General features: G+C 31.0%; 15 protein-coding genes and 1 riboswitch. Of the genes, 3 read left to right on the top strand and 12 right to left on the bottom strand.

The window, feature by feature from the left end; translation table 11 throughout:
• Nucleotides 1-16 precede the first annotated feature (16 nt).
• Nucleotides 17-1945 (bottom strand): TonB-dependent receptor, encoded by a 1929-nt coding sequence (locus tag Q0O83_RS02225; protein WP_294093756.1) that lies wholly within the window; start codon nt 1943-1945, stop codon nt 17-19.
• 27 nt (nt 1946-1972) lie between these two features.
• Nucleotides 1973-2141: riboswitch (cobalamin riboswitch) on the bottom strand.
• A gap of 116 nt (nt 2142-2257) precedes the next feature.
• Between Q0O83_RS02225 and Q0O83_RS02220 the strand changes: the two genes are divergently transcribed.
• Nucleotides 2258-2737 (top strand): methylated-DNA--[protein]-cysteine S-methyltransferase, encoded by a 480-nt coding sequence (locus Q0O83_RS02220; RefSeq protein ID WP_294093753.1) that lies wholly within the window; start codon nt 2258-2260, stop codon nt 2735-2737.
• Between the two features lie 15 nt (nt 2738-2752).
• Here the strand turns inward: Q0O83_RS02220 and putP are convergent, their stop codons facing one another.
• From putP to Q0O83_RS02200, 4 genes are all read right to left on the bottom strand, one after another.
• A complete protein-coding gene (gene putP / locus Q0O83_RS02215; protein ID WP_294093751.1) occupies nt 2753-4186 on the bottom strand; it encodes a sodium/proline symporter PutP in 1434 nt (477 codons plus the stop codon).
• A gap of 315 nt (nt 4187-4501) precedes the next feature.
• Nucleotides 4502-4801 (bottom strand): rhodanese-like domain-containing protein, encoded by a 300-nt coding sequence (locus Q0O83_RS02210; RefSeq protein WP_294093749.1) that lies wholly within the window; start codon nt 4799-4801, stop codon nt 4502-4504.
• Between the two features lie 9 nt (nt 4802-4810).
• The gene (locus Q0O83_RS02205; RefSeq protein WP_294093747.1) at nt 4811-5314 is read right to left on the bottom strand and encodes a flavodoxin; all 504 of its coding nucleotides are present in this window, start codon (nt 5312-5314) and stop codon (nt 4811-4813) included.
• Nucleotide 5315: 1 nt separating this feature from the next.
• Entirely contained in the window at nt 5316-6041 is a 726-nt protein-coding gene (locus Q0O83_RS02200; protein WP_294093745.1) for a tRNA threonylcarbamoyladenosine dehydratase, read from the bottom strand.
• A gap of 165 nt (nt 6042-6206) precedes the next feature.
• Between Q0O83_RS02200 and htpG the strand changes: the two genes are divergently transcribed.
• A complete protein-coding gene (gene htpG, locus Q0O83_RS02195; RefSeq protein WP_294093743.1) occupies nt 6207-8024 on the top strand; it encodes a molecular chaperone HtpG in 1818 nt (605 codons plus the stop codon).
• A 47-nt stretch (nt 8025-8071) separates the two neighbouring features.
• On the opposite strand, the gene Q0O83_RS02190 is transcribed toward htpG, so the two are convergent.
• The 3 genes from Q0O83_RS02190 to Q0O83_RS02180 are packed head-to-tail and all read right to left on the bottom strand — an operon-like array spanning nt 8072 to nt 13200.
• Nucleotides 8072-9955: a fructose-1,6-bisphosphatase gene (locus Q0O83_RS02190; RefSeq protein ID WP_294093741.1), complete on the bottom strand. Its 1884-nt coding sequence runs from the start codon at nt 9953-9955 to the stop codon at nt 8072-8074.
• A 1-nt stretch (nt 9956) separates the two neighbouring features.
• Complete coding sequence (ppdK, locus tag Q0O83_RS02185) at nt 9957-12527, bottom strand: pyruvate, phosphate dikinase (protein ID WP_294093739.1); 2571 nt, start codon at nt 12525-12527, stop codon at nt 9957-9959.
• Nucleotides 12528-12564: 37 nt separating this feature from the next.
• The gene (locus Q0O83_RS02180; RefSeq protein WP_294093737.1) at nt 12565-13200 is read right to left on the bottom strand and encodes a helix-turn-helix transcriptional regulator; all 636 of its coding nucleotides are present in this window, start codon (nt 13198-13200) and stop codon (nt 12565-12567) included.
• Between the two features lie 229 nt (nt 13201-13429).
• Here Q0O83_RS02180 and Q0O83_RS02175 point away from each other — a divergent pair, with 229 nt between their 5' ends.
• Nucleotides 13430-14539, top strand: coding sequence for an alanine--glyoxylate aminotransferase family protein (locus Q0O83_RS02175; protein ID WP_294093735.1), 1110 nt, complete (start codon nt 13430-13432; stop codon nt 14537-14539).
• A 31-nt stretch (nt 14540-14570) separates the two neighbouring features.
• On the opposite strand, the gene recR is transcribed toward Q0O83_RS02175, so the two are convergent.
• From recR to Q0O83_RS02155, 4 genes are read right to left on the bottom strand one after another with little or no spacing between them, the layout of a single operon-like run.
• Complete coding sequence (gene recR / locus Q0O83_RS02170; RefSeq protein ID WP_294093733.1) at nt 14571-15164, bottom strand: recombination mediator RecR; 594 nt, start codon at nt 15162-15164, stop codon at nt 14571-14573.
• Nucleotides 15165-15176: 12 nt separating this feature from the next.
• A complete protein-coding gene (locus Q0O83_RS02165; RefSeq protein ID WP_294093731.1) occupies nt 15177-15497 on the bottom strand; it encodes a DUF496 family protein in 321 nt (106 codons plus the stop codon).
• 16 nt (nt 15498-15513) lie between these two features.
• Complete coding sequence (pfkA, locus tag Q0O83_RS02160; RefSeq protein WP_294093729.1) at nt 15514-16479, bottom strand: 6-phosphofructokinase; 966 nt, start codon at nt 16477-16479, stop codon at nt 15514-15516.
• Nucleotides 16480-16513: 34 nt separating this feature from the next.
• Entirely contained in the window at nt 16514-17464 is a 951-nt protein-coding gene (locus Q0O83_RS02155) for an acetyl-CoA carboxylase carboxyltransferase subunit alpha (RefSeq protein WP_294093727.1), read from the bottom strand.
• Nucleotides 17465-17483: the final 19 nt, after the last annotated feature.

The raw sequence follows: 17483 nt of genomic DNA, 5'->3' as shown, positions 1-17483 counted from the left end.
AAAGAGCATCTCTTTCTTAGAAGCTGTATTTAACTCCTAAATAATAATTTCTTTCTGCTGCTGGATAATAAACTCTACCAAAAGTTGGGTCCCAATCTGAAGGTTCTTTATATCCTATGTAGTCATAATACTTTTCATTGAACATATTATTTACTCCTATACTTACAATCAATCCGTCTTTAAAGTCATACGACATAGATAATCCACTTATTAAATAACTATCTACTTTTTCTCTTATATTTGCTTCATCAGAGCTATCAAAAGCCTTACCATAATATTCCCAAGAGTTATTTAAAGTAAGTTTATCATTAAACTTATAGTTTAAGTTCAACACTCCTTTTATATTTGGAACCCCTGGAATATCCTTTCCGTCTTTAAACTCTGTTTCCATATATGTCAATGATTCTGAAATCGTCAACTTATCAAAGTAGTGCTCTAACGAGAACTCAATTCCTTTTCTTTTACTCATTCCATCTAAATTTCTATTAACATAATTGATCGCATCAAAATATATTTCATGTTGAGTTTCAATGTAGAATATTGATGTTGAAATATATGTATTTCCTAAATAATCTTTTATTCCTAATTCATATGTCTCTGTTTTTTGCATCTCAAAGTTAGCATTATCAGGTAAATAATCAGGATTTAATTCGTCTGTATTAGGTGTTCTAAAGGCTTTTGTATAACTTATATAAGTTGATCCAGAATCTGAATATAGATAACTTGTTGTTAATTCTAACGCATCTGCTTGGTATTTTTTTGTAATTCCTTTTTTTCCCAATCCCTTATATTCAATATTTTGTCTTCTATATCCTTGAGTAAATCTTAAATCATTAAATGTATAACTATTTATTAAAAACCCTGCTATTGATTCTTTTTCAACTTTATTATCTCCAGAGCTTGAATAATTTATCGTTTCTCCTTCAAAAATTTCTCCACCAAACACTACATAACTTTCTTCTAAGTATGAATACTTTAACTGTGGCTTTAAGTATTTCAACTCTGTTTTATAATCTGTTCTATATTCTGGAATAAGATATCCGTTAATATTTCTATATGCTTCTCTAGAATACATTCCAAGCACTTTAAATTCTAAATCAGAGTTTATATTATATGTATAATCTCCTGTAAAATCATTTTTTTCTGTCTTACCATCAAAAACTCTCCAACTATTACCAGTAGATTGAGTTCTATCTCCGTCAACCTCTTCTCTTGTTAAGCTTCCAGGAGCTCTAAACTCAGTATTTGAATAGTTATATTTAAATCCAAACTCACCCTCTGATAACTTATATCTACTTCTAAGTCCAAAGCTTTCTAAATCATCTTTGGCATAATCTCTATATCCATCCTTCTCTTTTTTCAAATAATCCAACTCTAAAGATAACTTATCATTAATCTTTGTTCCATATATAGCTTGTTGCTTTTTTAATCCGTAAGACCCTATCTCACTATTTAAACTACCATAATTTTTCTTATTCTTTGGCTGCTTAGTTACAATATTTATTGTTCCTCCAATAGCTCCATCTCCATATAAAACAGACCCTCCCGAAGGAATAACCTCTATTCTCTCTATATTGTCAACAGGTATTGAACTAGTTTTATATCCAGATAAATCTATCGAGTTTATCGGTGCTCCATCTACAAGCACAACTACATTTGATTTTGCAGTCGCTCCTTGACCTCTCATATCAAAAGCTGCATCTGCTCCACCCATCTCTTTAACAGTTACACTCGATACTAATTTTAAAGCTTCCGCTACTGTCTTCGCTCCTCTTTGCTCTATCTCTTCAGCCGTTAAAACAGTTATATTTTTTGGAATATCAGCTATCGTCGCTGAACTGTTCTCACTTGTTATAACACTTTCCTCTAACTTTATAACTTTTTGTTCTGCAACAGCTAAATTAGCTACAGCAACTAATGCTACTAATAAAAATTTTTTATTCACTTTTTTTAATCCTCCCGCTCTGTCATTCGCAGATTTAAATTTTATGGCAGGTCTCCTGACTCAACTTCATCCTAGCAATAGCCCTTCCCAGTTTCCCAGTGGTTTCACTATTTTCGTCCATTTTACAGTGGCGTGACCGTTTAAGATTTTCACTTAATTCCCTTTTAATTTCAAAACCATACCAAATTATTATACTACAAATATTTTATTTTGAAAAGTTTTAACCTTTTAACGAACATGTTTTTTTAAATAATCTTGATTTTTTCTAATTCTTTCAGTATAATCTAAAATTATATTTTAATAGGAGGTTTTATGAAAAATATAGTTCCAGGTTATTTTTATATTTTTGATACTCCACTCGGATTACTTAAAATAGAAGGCAATGAAGAAGAAATTACAAAAATAGAGCTCAACAATCCAAACTCAAATAGAACTTTTAAACTTACAAAACTTTTAGAAAAAGCTTTTAAAGAGATAGAGGAATTTTTAAATGGAAAAAGAAAATGTTTCACTTTTAAAATAAATCCATCAGGAACAGAATTTCAAAAATCTGTGTGGAATGCTCTTCTAAAAATACCTTATGGTGAAGTTAAGTCATATAAAGATATCGCTATCGCTATTGGAAATCCAAAAGCGTGTAGAGCTGTAGGAATGGCGAATAATAAAAATCCAATCCCTATTGTTATTCCTTGCCATAGAGTTATTGGAAGCAATGGAAAATTAACTGGCTATGCATATGGTTTAAGTTTAAAAGACGAACTATTGCATCTAGAAAAAAAAGGTACAAAATAAATTTGTACCTTTTCTCTATGCTTCAATTACTCTTTTGCAGAATACTTTTTCAGCTACATAAACTGTTATTAAATTACTCATAAATCCAGGTAGTAACTCATACATATAAACATCTAAACCAATAACTTTCCAAATTAAAAATATAAATGTCCCCACTAAAATACCTGATAAAACACTTTTTGCACTTACATCCTTTAAATATAAAACAGCTATTATTGCAGGTCCAAATATTGTTCCAAATCCTCCCCAAGCATAAGCAACTAGCGACAACACTTTAGCATTTTGATTAAGAGCAAATAATAGAGCTAATAATGCAATAACAACTACACAAACTCTTCCTACAAACATAATCTCTTTATCTGTTGCATCTTTTTTTATATATTTATAAAAATCTTCAGTCAGTGTTGTTGATGATACCAACAGTTGAGAATCTATTGTAGACATTATCGCAGATAATATTGCTGCTAATAAAATTCCAGCTACCCAAGGATTAAATAACTCTTTTATCATATATATAAATATTTTTTCTGCGTCTCCTCCAAGTTGACTTACCTCTTTAAATAAAGGAATACCTAAAAGTCCAATCGCTATAGCTCCAACAAGTGATATCAATACCCAAATCATAGCTATTCTTCTAGATTTTTTTAACTCTTTAACATCACTTATACTCATAAATCTAACTAAGATATGTGGTTGCCCAAAATACCCCAATCCCCAAGCTAAAGATGATAAAATACCCATAATCCCGATATCCTTTCCACCTTGTTTAAATATATCAAAAGTTATTCCCTTTAACTCCATTCCTTGCTTTACAGTTTCTAAATCCCCTACTTTATAGTAAGCCATAACCGGAACCGCTATTATTGCCATAAACATTAAAGCCCCTTGGAAAAAGTCCGTCCAACACGATGCTAAATATCCACCCATAAATGTATACACAACTATAGTTACAGCTCCAACTACAACCGCTACTTTATAATCTATTCCAAGTATCGATTCAAATAGTTTTCCTGCTGCTACTAATCCAGATGATGAATATATTGTAAAGAAAAATAGTGTTCCTACAGCTAAAATTTTTCTAATAGTTCCCTTCTCATCTTTTAGTTTTCTCTCTAAAAATGTTGGTAGTGTCAGTGTATCCTCAATTTCTGTTTCTACCCTTAACTTCGGTGCTATAAACTTCCAATTTAAATAAGTTCCAATAGCTAAACCAACGACAACCCAAATCTCCCCAAATCCTGAAAGGTAAACTGCTCCAGGTAATCCCATAAGTAACCATCCACTCATATCACTAGCTTGTGCTGATAGTGCAGTTACCCAACTACCTACGCCTCTTCCTCCTATAAGATAATCCTCTGAACTGGAGGTTTTTCCATAAAAATAAACTCCCACTCCTATTAAAAATATTAAATACGCTCCAAATGTTATAAATGTTTCTACTCCTATCATTTTTTCTCCTCCGAAATTTTTTTAAATAAAAAGAGGGCCACTTAAGTACAACTGTACCTAAGTGACCCTCATTAAAAGAATCCTATTAAAATAATCTTTTTTAAAAGTTATTTCCCCTTAGATACAGACCCAAATTTGTAACACAAAATGGATCTGTATCTAAACATAAACTAATGCTTAAAACACAAATCCCTATCTAGGGGGGATGGGTTTTCTATTTACATTATTAGAAATAACTTGATTTTTTCTCATTAGAACTCTCCTGCAATTTTTATTTTATTTATACTACCATATGAAAATAAATTTGTCAATTTTTTATTTCCAAGTTAAAATACCCTCTTCTGAATTATAAATACTTTGAAATCCCTCTTCTAATAGAATTAAAGCCGCTGTTTTTGAACGAACTCCACTTCTACAAAAAGTGATATATGTTTTATTTTTATCCAATTCAAAAGCTCTATCTTGAAGTTCATGAAGTGGAATATTAATTGTTTCCTCTAAAGAATTTTCCCAATACTCCTCCTCTGTTCTAACATCTAAAAGTATTGAGTTTTCATTTTTTAAAAGCGTTTTAACCTCTTCTTTTGACAATGTTTTATAAGTTTCTCTTTGCATATCTTCCTCTTAATTAAATAACGGTTTGATCTCTTCTATCCAAGCTTTTATTCTATCTGGAGTCTCATTATCTTGATTACTCTCATCTAAAGCTAATCCTATAAACTTATCTCCTATGATAGATTCTGTCTCTTCATAAGAATATCCTACTGTTGAAGTAAATCCTACAACTTTTGCTCCATTTTTTTCTACAGCATCATAAAGTTTTCTCATAGCACCAACGTATGATTCTCCAAATGCAAATTGATTTCCTACTCCTACAATACCTACAACTTTACCTGTAAAATCAAGATTTTTAAAAGTATCATAAACAGCTTCCCAATCTCTTTGTAACTCTCCTACACCATAAGTTGGAGAAACTAAAATAAGGTTATCTAATCCAGCCATTTCATCTATTCCATTAGCTACATCAAATACCTCGTATTCCTCACCTCTTAAATAAAACTCTATCTCATCAACTATTCCAGCTGTTATTCCTGAAGTTGTTCCATAAAAAATTCCTATTTTTTTCATATTAATTTCCTCCACCATTCTTTAAACCAGTTATATCTTTTATTACCTCACTTGCAATAATAAGCCCTGCAACCGAAGGTACAAACGATATACTTCCTACATTATTTTGTTTTGCTCTATCACCTTCTGAACTTTTTGGTTTCATCGGTAACTCTCTTGAGAATAATACCTTAAGTTTCCCTATTCTCCTTTTTTTCAACTCTGCTCTCATAACTTTTGCTAAAGGACAAACTGATGTTTTACTGATATCTGCAACTTCAAACATCGTTGGATTTATTTTATTTCCAGTTCCCATAGAGGAAATTATTGGAATTTTTAATTCTTTAGCTATTGTTATTAAGTCTAATTTTGCTGTAACTAAATCTATAGCATCAACTATATAATCATACTTTTTATCTTCTGAGAAAAATAAATCTCTTTTTTCTTTAAAAAACTTTTCTTTATAGGCATTAACCTTTATATCTGGATTAATTGAAAGAGCTCTTCTTTTTATTACTTCAACCTTATCTTGACCAACAGTATCTATAGTTGCAATAACTTGTCTATTTAAATTTGTTATATCAACAGTGTCAAAATCAACAACTGTAAGTTCTCCTACTCCAGCTCTCACTAAAGACTCAACCACAAATCCACCTACTCCACCTACTCCAAATACAAGTATATGAGAGTGGCTTAGTTTATTTAGATTTTCTGTACCTATTAATAATTCTGTTCTTTGAAAAATCATCTATATACCAACCTTTTTATAATTCTTTACTAATTCCATAAAGATTATATACCAAAGAACTATAAAATACAAGTTTTTCTTTTAGGACTTGACATTTTTTTAGAGTTTATGATATATATTTTATTAGCCACAATAAGTTTAGAGTGCTATTTTAAGGAGGACAAGATGAAAAAAGAAACTAAAGTATTTCAAGCAGAAACTAAAGAACTTCTGAACCTTATGGTTCATTCAATCTATACTCATAAGGAGATATTTTTAAGAGAGTTAATCTCTAATGCAAGCGATGCAATTGATAAGCTAAAATTTAAAGCTCTTACAGATACCCATATTTTAGATTCTTCTAAAGAACTTAGTATATCTATCTTACCAGATACAAATTCTAGAACACTGACTATCAAAGATACTGGTATTGGAATGACTTTTGATGAAGTAGTTGAAAATATCGGTACAATCGCAAAATCTGGATCAAAAGCTTTTTTAAACTCTCTAGAAGAAGCTAAAAAAAATGGTGATTTAAATATAATCGGTCAATTTGGCGTTGGTTTTTACTCTGCATTTATGGTTGCAGATAAAATTATTTTAGAAACAAAATCACCTTATTCTGATAAAGGAGTTAGATGGATTTCAGCTGGTGAGGGAAGCTATGATATTGAAGAGATCGATAAAGCTGAAATAGGAACTTCTATTATTCTACATATAAAAGATAATGACGAAGACAAAGAGTTTTTAAATGAACATAAATTTAGAGCTCTTATTAAAAAATATTCAGATTATGTTAAGTATCCTATTCTTTTTAAAGAGGAAAGACTTAACTCTACTAAACCTATTTGGAAAACACCTAAAAATGAATTAAAAGACGAGGATTACAATGAGTTTTATAAGTCAAATTTCCATGACTGGCAAGACCCATTATTACACTTTAACTTTAATATTCAAGGTAGCTTAGAGTATAATGCTATTTTATTTGTACCTGCTACTCCACCATATGATCTATACACTCGTGAGTACAAAAGAGGGTTACAACTTTATACAAAAAATGTTTTTATTATGGATAAATGTGAAGAACTTATTCCACAATATTTTAACTTTATAAAAGGACTTGTTGATACCGATGACCTTTCTCTAAATATTTCTAGAGAAATTCTACAAAAAACTCAACAATTAAAAAATATATCTAAGAATTTAGAAAAGAAAATAATCTCTGAGTTTGAAAAACTTATGAGCAATGATAGAGATAAATATATAAAATTCTGGGAAACTTTTGGAAAACATATAAAATTCGGGATTCATGAAAACTTTGGATTGAATAAAGAAAAACTACAAAACCTACTTATGTTTAAGAGCTCTAAAAATAAAGAATTTGTATCTCTTAAAGAGTATGTAGAAAGAATGAAGTCTAATCAAAATGAAATCTATTATGCTGTCGGTGAAAATATTGGTATTTTAGAAAAAATGCCTAAAGTTTCTAATGTTTTAAATAAAGATTTTGAAATTTTATATTTAACTGAAGCTGCCGATGAGTTCGCTTTAAAAACTATGCAGAGTTTCTCTGATAAAGAGTTTAAATCTGTTTATGATGTTTCTTTTGAAAGCGAAGAAGAGAAAGAGGAATTAAAAAAACTTTCAGAAATTAATAAATCACTATTAGATAAAATTAAGTCTACTTTAAATGAGAAAATTGTTGAAGTTAAACTTAATCCAGAGCTTGGAGATAGTTCAATCTCTCTTTCTTCTAAAGGTGAGGTATCTTTAGAGATGGAAAAACTTTTATCTCAAATACCTGGAAACGAAGGAGTTAAAGCTCAAAAAGTTTTAGAACTTAATCCAAATCATCCTCTGTTTAACAAACTACAAAATGCCAATGACGATGAACTTGGTGAGCTTTCTAACATACTTTATAATCAAGGGCTCTTACTTGAAGGATTCGCTTTAGAAAATCCTTTAGAATTTGTAACAAATTTAAATAAAATTTTAAGTAAATAAACTAAAAAATGGAAGAGTATTAAACTCTTCCATTTTTCATTTGATAATCAGAGACTTTTTATTATCCCTTTCTTATAACAATACAATAATTTTTTTAACTCTTTAACTTGGCTTTCTAAATCTTTTCCTACATCAGTATCTCTAACCTTCAATCTTTCATAACGGCTATCTAAAATCTCGGTTGTTGATTGAATATCCAAACATTTTTGAATAGATTCTCCTATATTTTCAAATGGCTTATGACATACTAATCTTTTCCCATGTGAGTTAAAAATTAAAGTATACCCAGCTATTCCAGTTGTTGATTGATAGGCTTCTGAAAATCCTCCATCTATTAAAATTACTTTTCCCTCTCCTTTTATAGGAGTTTCACCTTTTCTCACTTTAACTGGAACATGTCCATTTATTATATGAGAATACTCATCGTTGATTCCAAACTCTTTGAGTATTCTTTCAGCAACATCTTTTTTATCGAAAAATTCATAATAAAAATCATAAATCTCTTTATGACTTTCTTTCTCAGAAAAGAAATATCTTTCAAAAGTTCTCATCTTATCTTTTCCAAAAAGTGGAGAATCTTTTCCACACCAAAGATACCAGATGAAATCTTTTCCTTGAACATTTTCATCATAGTAACCCTCTCTACAAAGTTGGTCACATCTTTCAAACAATCTTTTTCCTGAATACTTTTTCCCAAAAATATTTACCTCTCTAAATCCACCTTTTTCATCTAAAGGCATACAACCATGAAATAGTAGATTTGAATTTCTTTTTAAATAAACATTTCCCTTTTCTAAAAGAAATTTTATGTGTTCTTGAAGTTTTTCACTATTTCTAAAACTTCTAACCAATCCGCCTATAACTTTCTTTTCATCTTCAGTTAAAAGATATGGATTTTCTGAATTTATCATCTTACTTTTTCCAATCAAATTATGTAAAAGTAAACGGTCCTCCATATTAAAAGTTGGGTTTCTTTTTATAACTTCACCCTCTAACTTAAATTGAATAATTGAAATCGCTTTATGCATTTTTGATAGCAACTGCGAATCTTTACTTTCATTTTTATCCTTTGGTCTAAACTCAGAACAAGAATCATCAGCATAATGCTCTATAGCTAATGTTGCTAGTGGTAATAAATTTATTCCATATCCATCTTCTAATATTTCACGATTAGAATATCTCAGACATATTCGGATCGCATTAGCTATAGAAGCTTCATGCCCACACGCAGCTCCAACCCATAAAATATCATGATTTCCCCACTGTATATCTACATTGTGATACTTTATTAGCTTATCCATTATCTTATGAGGATATGGTCCTCTATCATATATATCTCCTACGATATGAAGGTTATCCACCACTAGCTTCTGAATCAAAGTACTCACATTTATTATAAACTCTTTTCCTTGATTTATATCGATAATTGTACTTATTATTCCTTCAACGTAATCTTTTTTATTTTTCTCTTCAACACGTTCATAAAGTAGCTCTTGGATTATATATGAAAAATCTTTTGTCATTGCTTTTCCTACTTTTGACCTTGTATATTTCGAGGAAACAATTTTTAAAACTTCTAAAACTCTAGGAATAGTTTTTTTATACCACTCCTTCATATCTATTTCTAAGGATTGAATGAGTTCAATTTTTTCTTTTGGATAATATATTATTGTTGCTAATTGATTTCTCTCTTTCTCTATAACATCAGGAAATAAAGCCTCTATCTTCTCTTTTATCACTCCAGAACAATTTTTCAAAACATGATTAAATGCCTCATACTCTCCGTGTATATCACTTATAAAATGTTCTGTTCCTTTCGGAAGTGATAAAATAGCTTCTAAGTTAATTATCTCTGTTGCTGTTTCAGAAATAGTTGGAAAACTCTTTGATAAAAGTTTTAAATATTTTATATCCTCCTCTTTTAAATTCATACTATCCCATCCTTTTTTGTATAGCACTTTGAGCTGCAGCTACTATAGCTATCGGAACTCTAAACGGCGAGCAACTTACATAACTAAACCCTAACTCATTAAAATATTCAATGCTCTTTGGATCTCCACCATGCTCTCCACAAACTCCTATTTTTATATCAGGTTTCACTGATTGTCCTAACTCTTTTGCCAACTCTATAAGCTTTCCAACTCCACGAGTATCTATCGATTGAAATGGATCTCTTTTCATTATATTTTTAGCCTTATAGTGATCTATAAATTTTATTGAATCATCTCTTGAAATTCCATACGTTGTCTGAGTTAAATCATTTGTTCCAAATGAGAAGAATGCACTCTCTTCAGCTATCTCATTTGCAATCAAACACGCTCTAGGAAGTTCCATCATTGTTCCTAATTTATAAGATATCGTTTTCTGCTTCTCTTTAAATACTTTTTCAATCTCTTTTAAAATACCCTCTTTTATATATTTAAACTCACTAATTCCACCAATAAATGGAATCATAATCTCGATCTCACAACTACTTCCCTCATATCCATACTCAATTGCAGATTCTATTATAGCTCTTGCTTGCATCTCATATATCTCTGGGAAAGTTATTGCCAATCTACATCCTCTGTGTCCTAGCATAGGGTTTTCTTCTTTCAACTCTTTTATTCTAGTACCTATTTCTAAAGATGTTTTCTTTAACTGCTGAGCCAGTTTATTTATATCTTTTTCATTTTTAGGTAAAAACTCATGGAAAGGTGGATCTAAAAGTCTAATATTCATAGGCATTCCATCCATTTTGTGAAGCATATTTTTAAAATCTATCTTCTGAAGTTTCAAAAGTTTTTCTAAAGCTTTTTCTCTCTCCTCTTTTGTATTAGCTATTATCATCTCTCTAACACTCCAAATCTTTTCATCTTCAAAAAACATATGCTCTGTTCTACAAAGTCCTATCCCTTCAGCACCAAACTCTCTTCCTACAAGTACATCACTTGGTGTATCTGCATTCATTCTAATCTCTAATTTTTTAAACTCTTTGCACCATTCAAGAAGCTCTTTTAGCTCTTCACTTATCTCACCTTTTTTCAGTTTAACTTCACCTTTATAAATCTCACCGTTGTACCCATTGATTGATATGATATCCCCTTCATAAATTTTCTCTTCATTTATATGAAAGAATTTTTCGCTACAATCTATTTTTATGCTTTCACATCCAGTTACACAACATTTCCCCATTCCTCTAGCTACTACAGCTCCATGAGATGTCGCTCCACCTTTAACTGTTACTATCCCTTTTGCTAAACTCATGCCTTTGATATCTTCTGGCGATGTTTCCACTCTTACTAAAATTACAGATTCTCCTTCTTTCACCATATCTGTGGAAAGAGCTACTTTTCCTACTGCAACCCCTGCTGAACCCGGTAACCCTTTCCCTAGAAGCTTTTTTCCTGCTAAATCACTTTCCTCAAAAGTTCCATTAAAAACTTGAGGCAAAAGCTCTGTATCTATCATCATAATGGCTTTATCTTTTGTTATGACTCCTTCTTTCACCATATCTACAGCTATTTTTACAGCTGCATTCGGCGATCTTTTTCCACTTCTCGTTTGAAGAATAAAAAGTTTTCCATTTTCTATTGTAAATTCGATATCTTGCATATCTCCATAGTGATTCTCTAAAAGTTTTCCAATCTCTGAAAACTCATCATATATTTTTGGTAGTTGATTTCTCATACTTTGAATAGAGTTTGGAGTTCGTATACCAGCTACGATATCCTCACCTTGAGCTTCTAGTAAATACTCTCCAAATAGCAAATTCTCTCCTGTTGATGGATTTCTAGTAAATGCAACCCCTGTTCCTGAAAGTTCATTATAGTTTCCAAATACCATCTCTTGAATAACAACAGCAGTTCCCATACTCTCATCAATCCCTTGAAGTTGTCTGTATATTTTTGCTCTTTCATTATTCCAAGAGTTAAATATAGATTCTATTGCCATTTTTATCTGTTCTTTTGGATTTTCTGGAAAAAACTCCCCTGTTTCTATCCAATATATATTTTTAAATATCTCAACTATCTCTTTTTCTGATTTTCCATTTGAAAACTTCTTAACTTTTACAAATTTCTCTCTTGGAATCCCTTTTACAATTTCACTAAACATCTCAATAAATCTTAAATAAATTTCATAAACAAATTTTTCATTTTTTGTCTTTTGAATCAATCTTTGAACAGCAATATCATTCAATCCTAAATTTAATATTGTATCCATCATTCCTGGCATTGAAACTGGTGCTCCTGATCTCACCGAAACTAATAAAGAGTTTTCTCCCTCAAAACTCTTTTTAGTTTCCTTTTGAAGCTTTTCTATCGCTACATCAATCTCCTCTATCATCTCTCTTGATAAAGAATTTTTACTTTCGAAATAGTTTTTACAAGCTGTTGTTGTAACTACCATTCCATTTGGAATAGGTAATCCTATTCTTTTCATCTCAACTAAGTTGGCTCCCTTTCCACCTAGTATCAATTTTCCTAAACCGTTTCCCTCACTGAATAAGTAAATATTTTTCATATTCTCTCTCCTGTATTTTCTAATTTATTTTACTGAACTACTCACTTTTCTCTTTATTTTGATTTCCAACTATATCAAGTAGTAATTTACTAACATTAGTTTTAGTAAATCTCCCAACTACTTTATAGCTTTCTTTACTATTTTTTTCAGTTATTCTAACTACAGGTACTGAATCTATCTGATGCTCTATTATTTTTTTTACACAACTTTCAATTGTCTCATCCTCTGTTGCAAAAACTATATTTGGCATTCTTGTCATTATAAGATTTATAGGTATCTGCTCAATATCCCTTTTCCCAATAGCAATTCTAAGCAAATCTTTTCTCGATACAATTCCTGCAAGGTTCCCATCCTTAGTTATGAAAATTGTTCCGATATCTTTTTCAAACATCAGTAGTACTGTTTTATATACCGAATAACTTTCATCAATTGTTATAGGCATACTCATGATATGCTTTACCAAAGTTTTATTATTTGATTCTACAAAAGCTTCATTATAAGTATATCCAACTTTCTGTTTTGATTTTATTATTGATACTTTTCTTAAAATTGAAAAATCTGTTCTTAGAGCCGATCTAGTTATGTATATCATCTTTGCTATTTCGTCTCCTGTTATTGGACCATGTTTTTTAATTATTTCTACAATCTCTTTTTGTCTTTCTGTTAACTGCATATTAACTCCTTTTTTAATTTGTGCACATTTAAAAATAAGTTTTCTTTATAATTACATAGAATTATAGTAGCACCAATGATATAAAATTGCAATATTTATTAATAAGTGCACAACTAAATTAAAGTGTGACTTTACAACTAGTTTTTAGTTTTTTTGATTCTAATAGATTTTTTTCTGCTTTTTCGGTATAATAATATAAAATATAATTAGTTAAAGGAGGATTTTTTAAATGCTATTTTACAGACCTAACTACCTTATGATGACAGCTGGACCTACAACTGTTTCTGGAAACGCTTTACATGCTAGAAGTAAAGTTTTTGGTAACCCCGATCTTGATCCAGATTTTTTAAGCTATTATAAATTCGTTTGTCATAGACTTAGAAACTTTATCGGTTCTGAAGAATCTAAAATTCTTATTATGAGCGGAGAAGGAATGCTTGGACTTGACGCTGCGTGTGCATCTCTAACTGAAAAGGGAGATAGAGTTCTTGTTATATCTAATGGATTTTTCGGCGAAGGTTTTAAAGAATTAATCGAACCTTACGGTGGAGAAGTTACAATTTTTGAATCAAGTTGGAAAAAATCTATAGATTTAGAAAGTCTAAAATCTTTCTTAGAAAAAGACTCTAATTTTAAATATGCTACAGTTATTCACTGTGACACACCTAGTGGCCTTTTAAATGATATTGGACCTGTTTGTCAGCTACTAAAATCAAAAGGAATTTTAACTGTTGTAGACACTGTTGCTGCCCTTGGTGGAGTAGATTTTAGAATGGATGAATGGGGTGTAGATATCGCTCTTTCTGCATCTCAAAAAGTTTTCTCAGCAGCACCAGGATTAACTATTGTTGCTGTTAGTGATGATGCTTGGAAAGCCATGGAAAATAGAAGTACTGTTATCCCATCTTTCTATTGTAACCTTTTACATTGGAAAAATATCGAAGAGAAAAAATCTTTCCCATACACTATGCCTGCAAGTGATATTATAAGTTTAGGAACTGCAATTGATAATCTTTTATCAGAAACTCTTTATAGAACTTTCGATAGACACGAAGAGATGAGAGATCTTTGTATTCAAAGACTAAAAGATATCGGGTGTACTTTATATCTAGAAGACAATTTCTCTCCAACAGTTACAGCTTTCTATCCTCCAGAAGGAATTAGAGCTGAAGACCTTTTAGTTCATTTAAGAACTAAATATAACATCTTACTTTCAGGTTCTTACGGACCTTTAGCTGGTAAAGTTATCAGAATTGGACATATGGGTGAAAATGCTCGTGAAGATAGAGTTCGTTTTACTCTTGATTGCTTAGAAAAAGCTATTATAGATTTAAAATAATTACAAAAAAAGTCGGTATAAACCGACTTTTTTATATCTCTTGTCTTCCATCTAGGGCTCGTGATATCGTTGCTACATCAGCAAACTCTATATTTCCTCCCATAGGAATTCCACTTGCTATTTTAGTTATTTTTACACCAAATGGCTTTAATAGCTTAGTTAAATAAAGTGCAGTTGTCTCTCCCTCTAAATCTGGATTCAGAGCTAGAATAACCTCTTTTATCTCATCTTTTGCTACTCTCTCTAATAAAGATTTTAAATTTAGTTTATCAGGTGTCATCCCATTTAAAGGATCAATTTTTCCATTTAAAACATGGTATGTTCCTTTATATCTCTTTGTTTTTTCTAAAGGAATAATATCTCTACTATCCTCTACAACACAGATAACATCTTTTTCCCTAAACTCATCTCTACAGATATCACACATCTCATTTTCACTAAAATTTCCACATACTGAGCATTTTTTAACAGTTTCCTTTACATCCTTTAAAGCTTTAGAAAATCTTTCAACTTCAACGTCACTCATCTCTAAAACATGAAATGCTAATCTTACAGCACTTTTTCTCCCGATTCCAGGTAATCTATTAAACTCATCAATTAATATCTCTAATGACTTAGTTGCCATCTAAACTCCTTACTACTTTTTTTCTACTGTAGTCTTTTGAGCTAATGATCTTGTAATCTCTTTAATGCTCTTAGAAATTTCTCTTCTTTCTTTTCCTAACTCTGCATTTTTTATGATATAATCATCTACTCTATCCTCGTAGTCACCCTTCATGTTTTCAATTATGTCAAGAATCTCAGCATAACTCATTCCAGGCTTTAAGTATTCTTTTAAGTTTGATAGAAGATCTACTCTTTTTCTGTTATCTCTAACTTTTCTATCGTTATCTTCAATCTCTCTTTTTATTTTATTTTTTCTTCTTTCTTTTCTAACAACATCTAAAACTGTAATCATAACTTTTCACCAGCTCCTATTTACAAAGTGTTAATGCTAATTCATAATCTTTAGTAATATCGTACTTTCTTTTTCCTTCCCAAGCAAATGATATTGGGTGAGTTACTAATTCGTTGCTTTCAATTCCAACCATTACTCCACCCTCTCCATTTTCAAGAAGTTCAACTGCTTTTGCTCCCATCTTAGTTGCTAGTACTCTATCAAATCCTGATGGAGTTCCACCTCTTTGAACGTGAGCTAAAACCACACTTCTAACCTCAGTTGTTACTTTTTCTTTTAATTGCTTTTCAATCTCAAGAACGCTTCCAACACCTTCAGCTATAAGTACTATATCATGAAGTTTTCCTTGTCTTCTTCTCTCTTTAATTTGGTAAGCTAGCATTTCAATTGGCTCGTCGATTTCTGGAATTAAAACTCCATCTCCTCCACCTGCTAATGTTGCATGAAGAGCTAAATCTCCTGCATGTCTTCCCATAACTTCCATTAAGATTGTTCTTTCGTGAGAAGTTGCTGTATCTCTTAATTTTGATATAGCATCTAATATTGTATTTAAACAAGTATCAAATCCTATTGTATAATCTGTTCCTATTATATCGTTATCTATTGTTCCAGGTAATCCTACAACTTTAAATCCGTGCTCTTTAGATAGTAAATCCGCTCCTCTATAAGAACCGTCTCCTCCTACTACTACTAGCCCTTCAATTCCTCTTTTCTTTAAGTTTTCTGCAGCTATAGCTCTAAACTTTGGATCTTTGAACTCTAAACATCTAGCAGTTAAAAGAACCGTACCACCTCTATCAATTATTCCTGACACATGGCTTCCATTCATTTGGAATATCTCATCGTGTAACATACCTAAGTATCCTCTTTTTACCCCGAATACTTCCATTCCTTTTGCTAAAGCTACCTTAGCTACAGCTCTTACTGCAGCATTCATTCCTGGAGCATCTCCTCCACTTGTTAAAACCGCTATTCTTTTCATAAAGACTCGCACCTCCGACACTTTCTATTAAAATTTAGATTGTTTTCTCTATAAAACTTCCCATTTTTCTAAACTTATTATATCTATTTTTTAGTAAAGTATCTACATCTAATTTAGATAACTCTGAAAGTGATGACAAAATAACACTTTTAAGGTCATTTGCTGCACACTTATAATCTCTGTGAGCCCCACCTAATGGTTCTTTTATAATACCGTCAATTATACCTAAACTTTGTAAACTTTTACCTGATATTTTTAGATTATTTGCTGCCTCTGATGTTTTAGATGAATCTTTGTATAAAATTGCTGCACACCCTTCTGGAGATATAACAGAGTAAACCGAATTCTCTAACATATAAACCTTGTCTGCTACTCCTAAAGCTAATGCTCCTCCTGATCCACCCTCTCCTATAACTACTGAGATTATTGGAGTTTTTATTCCTGCCATCTCTAATAAGTTTCTAGCTATGGCTTCACCTTGACCATGCTTTTCAGCCTCTATTCCTGGGTAAGCTCCTGCTGTATCTATCAAGTTTACTACAGGAATTGAAAATCTTTCAGCCATTCTAAATAGTCTTAAAGCTTTTCTATAACCTTCAGGACTAGCCATTCCAAAGTTTCTATGTAGATTTTCCTCTATACCTCTTCCTTTTTGATGACCAATAATCATCACTTTTTTACCATCTATTTTACAAAGACCTCCAACAATTGCTGGATCATCTTTACACAGTCTATCACCGTGGAGTTCAATAAAATCTGTAGTCATATTTTTTATATAGTCTAAAGTATACGGTCTCTCTGGATGACGAGCAATAGATACTCTATCCCAATCTGTTAAACTTTCATATGCTGTTTTTAAATATTCATCTCTTTGTTTTGTTAATTTTTCTATCTCTAAGCTTAAATCAATTTTTTTCTCTCTTGAAAAATTTTTAAGTTCCGATATTTTCGTTTCTAAATCTAAAATTTCGTTATTAAATTTCATGACACTCTCCTATAAACAA

The sequence above is a fragment of the uncultured Cetobacterium sp. genome, from assembly GCF_945952365.1.
Classification (GTDB): Bacteria; Fusobacteriota; Fusobacteriia; order Fusobacteriales; family Fusobacteriaceae; genus Cetobacterium_A.
The sequence above is the reverse complement of the archived record's forward strand: the minus strand, read 5'-3'. Positions and strand labels throughout refer to the sequence as shown.

What these genes read in the sequence shown, in the direction of transcription:
- Q0O83_RS02220 (WP_294093753.1), top strand. Translation starts at nt 2,258, where the DNA reads ATGAAAAATATAGTTCCAGGTTATTTTTATATTTTTGATACTCCACTC.
- putP (WP_294093751.1), bottom strand. Translation starts at nt 4,186, where the DNA reads ATGATAGGAGTAGAAACATTTATAACATTTGGAGCGTATTTAATATTT.
- Q0O83_RS02210 (WP_294093749.1), bottom strand. Translation starts at nt 4,801, where the DNA reads ATGCAAAGAGAAACTTATAAAACATTGTCAAAAGAAGAGGTTAAAACG.
- Q0O83_RS02205 (WP_294093747.1), bottom strand. Translation starts at nt 5,314, where the DNA reads ATGAAAAAAATAGGAATTTTTTATGGAACAACTTCAGGAATAACAGCT.
- Q0O83_RS02200 (WP_294093745.1), bottom strand. Translation starts at nt 6,041, where the DNA reads ATGATTTTTCAAAGAACAGAATTATTAATAGGTACAGAAAATCTAAAT.
- htpG (WP_294093743.1), top strand. Translation starts at nt 6,207, where the DNA reads ATGAAAAAAGAAACTAAAGTATTTCAAGCAGAAACTAAAGAACTTCTG.
- Q0O83_RS02190 (WP_294093741.1), bottom strand. Translation starts at nt 9,955, where the DNA reads ATGAATTTAAAAGAGGAGGATATAAAATATTTAAAACTTTTATCAAAG.
- ppdK (WP_294093739.1), bottom strand. Translation starts at nt 12,527, where the DNA reads ATGAAAAATATTTACTTATTCAGTGAGGGAAACGGTTTAGGAAAATTG.
- Q0O83_RS02180 (WP_294093737.1), bottom strand. Translation starts at nt 13,200, where the DNA reads ATGCAGTTAACAGAAAGACAAAAAGAGATTGTAGAAATAATTAAAAAA.
- Q0O83_RS02175 (WP_294093735.1), top strand. Translation starts at nt 13,430, where the DNA reads ATGCTATTTTACAGACCTAACTACCTTATGATGACAGCTGGACCTACA.
- recR (WP_294093733.1), bottom strand. Translation starts at nt 15,164, where the DNA reads ATGGCAACTAAGTCATTAGAGATATTAATTGATGAGTTTAATAGATTA.
- Q0O83_RS02165 (WP_294093731.1), bottom strand. Translation starts at nt 15,497, where the DNA reads ATGATTACAGTTTTAGATGTTGTTAGAAAAGAAAGAAGAAAAAATAAA.
- pfkA (WP_294093729.1), bottom strand. Translation starts at nt 16,479, where the DNA reads ATGAAAAGAATAGCGGTTTTAACAAGTGGAGGAGATGCTCCAGGAATG.
- Q0O83_RS02155 (WP_294093727.1), bottom strand. Translation starts at nt 17,464, where the DNA reads ATGAAATTTAATAACGAAATTTTAGATTTAGAAACGAAAATATCGGAA.